The sequence below is a fragment of the Sporolactobacillus inulinus genome, from assembly GCF_006539285.1.
Lineage (GTDB): Bacteria > Bacillota > Bacilli > Bacillales > Sporolactobacillaceae > Sporolactobacillus > Sporolactobacillus inulinus.
On sequence record NZ_BJMS01000138.1, the window covers coordinates 1 to 5,570 of the forward strand.

Genomic DNA, 5,570 nt, shown 5'->3' on the forward strand with positions numbered 1-5,570 from the left:
TCTGCGGGGTCTTCCTTGGCTCGCTGTTCCCGCAGGCGCCAGAGCACCTCCGCTTTGATGCTCAGCCATGACACTGATCTATTGGTTTGAAGACGGAGCAAAATCGTATACTTTCTTTTCCTTTTAAAAATCCCCCAGCCTTTTTCTGCTGAGGGATTCGCACGCTTATTATTTTGTGGTCTTATTGATCACTTTCCGAGCAATGTCGTCATACACCGGTGCGATCGGATCGCCTTCAAAATAAACGCCGGGAGCGAGAATACCGGGCTTCGGCTCAGGTTGCGTGAGCGGAATGCGACCAAGCAAGTCCGTTTTTAGCAAGTCGCTGAGCTTATCGCCGCCGCCTTTGCCGAAAACGTACTCAATCTCACCCGTTTTTTTGCTTTTATAGTAAGCCATATTTTCAATAACGCCAAGAATTTCATGTTTCGTATGCGTAGCCATCGCGCCTGCTCGAGCCGCAACAAAAGCGGCGGTCGGATGCGGTGTGGTGACAATGATCTCTTTAGAGTGTGGCAGTTTGAAGTGGATGTCCATCGCTACATCTCCGGTACCCGGCGGAAGATCGAGCAGCAAATAGTCCAAATCGCCCCAATAGACATCATTAAAAAAGTTGTTCAGCATTTTGCCGAGCATTGGGCCGCGCCAAATCACCGGCGAGTTGTTTTCTACAAAAAAGCCCATCGAAATCACTTTAATGCCGAACCGTTCAACCGGGATAATTCGTTCGTCCTTGATCGCCGGCCGCTTCTCGATCCCCATCATATCCGGAACACTGAAGCCGTAGATATCCGCATCAAGCAATCCGACCTTTTTTCCTTGTCGCGCCATTCCCAAGGCGAGATTGACCGAAACCGTTGACTTTCCAACCCCGCCCTTGCCGCTTGCTACCGAAATGAACTGCGTTTTAACGCCCGGCGAAAGCAGCGTTGGCAGCTTAACCGGGAACCCGCCTAATTGGCGGATCTCCTCATTACGGAGCACCGTAAACTGAACGCTCACTGCTTTTGCACCTTTTTCCTTGAGCTTCGAAGAAATTTCAACTTGGATCTGCATTTGTTTCACTTTGTCTTGTTTCGACAGCGCAACTTCCAAGGCAACGCGTTCGCCATCTGCCGATAACTGCTTGAGGGCCTTGGTTTCAGCTAGATTTTTATGTAAAAAAGGGTCTTGAACGGTTTGCAGCACGTCCAAAACCTGTTGTCGGTCCATCATCGTTTCACCAATCCTTCCCGTGCATCTTCAGTATAGCAAGTCGCTTATGAAAAACCCAGCATTTTGAACCTCTATTCATTGATCGGAAGGGATTTTTTCATTGGTGAAATAGCGCATAATGCCTTGACTGATTGAAGCTGCAGCCTTCTTCTGGTAATTGGGCTGAATGAGCAGCGCGCGCTCTGCCGCATTCGACAGGAAACCGACCTCTACCAATGCCGAGGGTGCTTCCGCCTTCTTAAGCAGATAAACATGGCCAATCGGCTTCGCGTAACGCTTTGTATTCTCCAGATTTTGTTTAAGGGAATCCTGAATGAATAGTGCAAGCTTGCGGTTTTCGCTGGACTTCGGATGATAAAAGGTTTGCGCCCCATGAAGACTCGGCATAGGAATGGCATTCATATGAATGCTCACAAATGCGTCCGGATGCGTTTTGTTAACCATTTTTGCCCGTCGAACCAAGTCCTGTGTTTTGTGACTTCCCGAAAAGTCATCGTCCGCCAGATCTGTATCACGGTCACGGGTCATGATCACCACCGCACCCATTTCCTGCAAATAATTACGGATATCCTTGGTAATTTTAAGTGTAATATCCTTCTCCTCAATACTTCCGCCAACCGCCCCACCATCAGGGCCGCCATGTCCCGCGTCGAGAACAATCACACGTCCCGCCAGCGGCGTATGCCAACTCTGACCGGTATGCCAACTAATCAGCCATTTGGCACTGGCGAGGGTCACAAAAGCGAGCACCATAATGATGCTTCCCCAAAACAGCCATCTCCGTTTCAATTCAATCCCCCCAACTGCAAGCCCGTCTCTTTCGTTCATATATATTGGACAAAGCCTGCAATTATGCGGGAATTAATGAAGCTTAAGCCGCCACCGTTTCAGTGAGGCATCATAGCCTTCGGACCACCAATAAAACAAATACTTGCGGCATGTGTCCTGCAAGTCATCAAGCAACTGCTGATCGGTACCCCAGAAAAGCCAAAAATCATAAAAGTCATCAAACAACCCATAAAATTCAACCTTGCATCGTTTGAAAACATCAATTTTTTCTTCCCCGTAAAAGCCGAAACGCCCCATTGAAGAGCCTAACAAGAAGCTTTCCAATGCGTATTCTGCACACATTTCTTTTCCCGCCGCACCCGCAGCCGGGATTTGGATAAGATATTGCCCAAAATAACGCTGGACGGCCTCCTCAATTTTTGAAAAAGACAAGTCCTGAAGCGCACGGCGCTCCGACACAAGTTGCTTATGACGCAATTTCTCTCTAAAATCCATGACAACACCCAACTCAGTTCTCCTCCTTTCCTTCTTTATCATCCGGCAAGGCGCCGCCGCTCAACCGTAACAGCTTTTTCCATGCCGTTTTTAACCGCTCGGAAAGTGATGGAAAACCACCGACATGGAAGAAAATGAAGGATGAATAAGAAAAACTTAGTCGGCAAACCTAAGCGTGCATTTAAAAAAGGAGGTTAGGTCATGTCTCTATTGAGTAACTGGGATCGTTGGAAGGATTTCCTAGCTGACCGCATGCATCAAGCAGAAAGCGTCGGTGTAAATTCGGAGGTCATCAATGAGTTTGCGACAAAAATCGGCGGGTATCTTGCAGAACATGTAGATCCAAAAAATGAACAGGAGCGGCTGCTCTCCGATTTGTGGAGCGTTGCCGATGAAAACGAGCACAAAACCATTGCCCGCCTAATCATGAAACTTGTTGCCAATAACGGAACAACAAAAGAACCTGAACTCCAACACTAATAAATGCAGCCCCTGCGCATCCCGTGCAGGGGTCTTTTAACTCCTTGGCAGGGATTAACAGGTTCACATGTCCTATCTGGTTGGGGACATCGGTTGCACGCAACACCAAAGGATGGTTGATAAAATCGTCGGATTATATCTTTTCTACCCACAATCTCGATTCAAGGTAAGACTCAACATTGACTGAAAATTTTCCCGTGAACCGAATCAATGTTCAACCGAACTGAATGAAGGCACCGCCCGAATTTTTGATTTTCGTGCACAGACATTCGTGGCATCACCCCCCCTTCAATAAAATGTGTCATCCGCCCTCTCTTCGCATATAGTGCATTACTCAACAAAAGGGAGAGATCTTATGGATCCACAATTAGCTAAGCTTCTTCAGTTGACCAGTTTATATGGCACTTTGGCCATGTACTACGAACATATTGACCCCGAAAAACACATTTACTTTTACAAAAAGCACTTCGAAGTCGAGTCCCAGTTAGTTCAATACTACTGGTCCTTACAACGGGCGCCAGAAACTCAAAGCTGGGGTGAAAATTATACCGGTTGAACACTTGAGTATTTTTAGTTAGAGGGGGGCCATTGGGCTCCTTTTTGCTAAAAAGACACCATCGGATCCAGTGGTCCATATGCGCAAGCGTTGCGAAATCATAACCCCGGTGTAGAACCTAGTCGATGGGGGAGTTTGGATTAACCCGATTGACCATTTTCCATTAAATATTTGAAACTGTAGAGCATAATTGAATGTGATCGGCGCTCTTGTTGGTTATAATAAAATTTGAGTACATTCGCCCAATAAAACAGAGGAGCTGAAAAGATGCAATTTATTCCTTATTTACAGTTGAACGGAAATGCAAGAGAAGCCATTGGCTTTTACGAAAAGGTATTTCATGCAGAAAATTTAGGAGTGATTACATTTGGTGAGATGCCTACTACCCCAGATTTTCCTTTCCCTGAGAATGCAAAGGACCTTATCTCACACGCTTCGCTAAGGGTTGGAGAGTCGGTACTTATGTTTTCAGATACATTTCCGGGTCAACCAGCTCAAGAAGGAAACCTGGTAACCATTTGTGTCACGTTTGACAATGCAGACAAAGCTCACCAAATTTTTGAAGCCTTACAGGATGGCGGACAAGTTGAAATGCCATTATCAGAAACGGGTTTTAGTCCTGCTTACGGGGTGATTAAAGATAAATTCGGTGTAACCTTCCAAATTTACACTGAAGGATATCAAGGTTAGTACATACGATAATCGTAGAAAAACGGCTTTGTACAAATGACAAAGTCGTTTTTTCAATAGGATGTTATCGGGAAGGCTGCCATTTAAACAGAATACTTGACACTCTTTTATTTACTTGCAGAAGATTCTCTCCCAATATAATATGGGATTCTTTTAAATCTAAAAAATGCTACTATAGAAACACCACAAAGTAGGGTAATCATTCCTACAATAAGAACCAGCCAACTAACACGAATTAACCCAAGGAGAAATGTTATTATGGCAATTCCCATGGGCTGTCCTCCCCGCATAAGGGTGTTTATTAGCCCCAAAACCTTGCCAAGATTTTTATCGTTTACTTGCTCCATTAAGTAGGTTGAGAAATATACATTCCCTAACATTTGAAATAGTCCCATTAAAAAAAGGGAAGACATACTTCCTATTAGAGAGAAGGTAAAAGGGAATAGGCCGAGGAAAATCCCCTCTAAGCAAACTGCGCCCGCAATAATATATTCCTTCGCTTTAGAATTAAAATAAGGAATTCTGGTTACTAACGCTCCTAATAACGAACCGACCATAATTGACGTTAACAAAAATCCATAACCTGCTGCACCAATTTTGCCGGTGTTATGGGCCCATACTGTGATCAATACTTCTATCGAAGCAAATGCTGTGTTTATTATAAATGAAGTTACAGTTATCACCGAAAGACCCCTATTTCCAGTAAGCTGTTTCATGCCTTCTGCTAATTCCTTTATGATATTAACTTTATTTTTTTCACTAGGCTGATTATTTTTAACACTTTCACGATTAGTATTTGGAATTTTCATAAATACTAATAACAGTGCAGATATTAAAAAGGAGAGGCAGTTTATCAATATCACTACATAAATCCCAAATCCCGCCATTAACACACCTCCTAAGGCGTATCCAATTAAACTCACTACCGTTGAGGTGAATTGAAGATGAGAATTAGCCGCTACATATTCATCTTTGTTAACGATTTGAGGAATTAAAGCTGCCGACGCAACGCTAAAAAACTGTCCACATAATTCAATGAAGAAAATGAATATAACTAATATGATGAGCAAATTATTTAATGGGCTGAGAAGCAAGATAAAGCATAAAGCAGTTCGAACACTGTCGGATACGATTAATACAAACTTTTTTGAGAGATGATCAATGATCGCACCACTGAGAAAGCTCAATAAAGGAGGTAATACGATTATAAATGAAATAACGCCCACCCAATTAATTCCTTTACTACTATTACTTGCAGCAATCCAAAAGATTGCCGGATAAAAAATTGTGTCCCCTAGAATCGAAATGAATCTGCTTGTAATTAACAATCCAAGGTTCTTATTTA

At 43.8% G+C, this 5,570-nt stretch carries 7 protein-coding genes; 3 read left to right on the forward strand and 4 right to left on the reverse strand.

The genetic code is table 11. The features are described 5' to 3' along the window. Positions 1-168: 168 nt before the first annotated feature. From salA to SIN01_RS13690, 3 genes are all read right to left on the reverse strand, one after another. On the reverse strand, positions 169-1,215 hold the full coding sequence (gene salA, locus SIN01_RS13680; RefSeq protein ID WP_010025263.1) for an iron-sulfur carrier protein/transcriptional regulator SalA: 1,047 nt from the start codon (positions 1,213-1,215) through the stop codon (positions 169-171). Positions 1,216-1,290: 75 nt separating this feature from the next. Next, the gene (cwlD, locus tag SIN01_RS13685) at positions 1,291-2,004 is read right to left on the reverse strand and encodes an N-acetylmuramoyl-L-alanine amidase CwlD (RefSeq protein ID WP_029548195.1); all 714 of its coding nucleotides are present in this window, start codon (positions 2,002-2,004) and stop codon (positions 1,291-1,293) included. 72 nt (positions 2,005-2,076) lie between these two features. After that, positions 2,077-2,511, reverse strand: coding sequence for a DUF2521 family protein (locus SIN01_RS13690; protein ID WP_010025261.1), 435 nt, complete (start codon positions 2,509-2,511; stop codon positions 2,077-2,079). Positions 2,512-2,700: 189 nt separating this feature from the next. Between SIN01_RS13690 and SIN01_RS13695 the strand changes: the two genes are divergently transcribed. From SIN01_RS13695 to SIN01_RS13705, 3 genes are all read left to right on the forward strand, one after another. Beyond that, positions 2,701-2,979 (forward strand): DUF3243 domain-containing protein, encoded by a 279-nt coding sequence (locus SIN01_RS13695; RefSeq protein ID WP_010025259.1) that lies wholly within the window; start codon positions 2,701-2,703, stop codon positions 2,977-2,979. A 355-nt stretch (positions 2,980-3,334) separates the two neighbouring features. Continuing rightward, positions 3,335-3,535 carry a hypothetical protein gene (locus SIN01_RS13700; protein WP_010025257.1) on the forward strand — a complete coding sequence of 67 codons (201 nt, stop codon included), beginning with the start codon at positions 3,335-3,337 and terminating at the stop codon, positions 3,533-3,535. 267 nt (positions 3,536-3,802) lie between these two features. Further along, positions 3,803-4,225, forward strand: coding sequence for a VOC family protein (locus SIN01_RS13705; RefSeq protein WP_010025256.1), 423 nt, complete (start codon positions 3,803-3,805; stop codon positions 4,223-4,225). 107 nt (positions 4,226-4,332) lie between these two features. Here the strand turns inward: SIN01_RS13705 and SIN01_RS13710 are convergent. Then, a partial coding sequence (locus tag SIN01_RS13710; RefSeq protein WP_141306138.1) for an MFS transporter occupies positions 4,333-5,570 on the reverse strand: 1,238 nt, incomplete at its 5' end.

Excerpts from the sequence above, each read along its gene's own strand:
- salA (WP_010025263.1), bottom strand. The coding sequence starts at position 1,215 with ATGATGGACCGACAACAGGTTTTGGACGTGCTGCAAACCGTTCAAGAC.
- SIN01_RS13695 (WP_010025259.1), top strand. The coding sequence starts at position 2,701 with ATGTCTCTATTGAGTAACTGGGATCGTTGGAAGGATTTCCTAGCTGAC.
- SIN01_RS13700 (WP_010025257.1), top strand. The coding sequence starts at position 3,335 with ATGGATCCACAATTAGCTAAGCTTCTTCAGTTGACCAGTTTATATGGC.
- SIN01_RS13705 (WP_010025256.1), top strand. The coding sequence starts at position 3,803 with ATGCAATTTATTCCTTATTTACAGTTGAACGGAAATGCAAGAGAAGCC.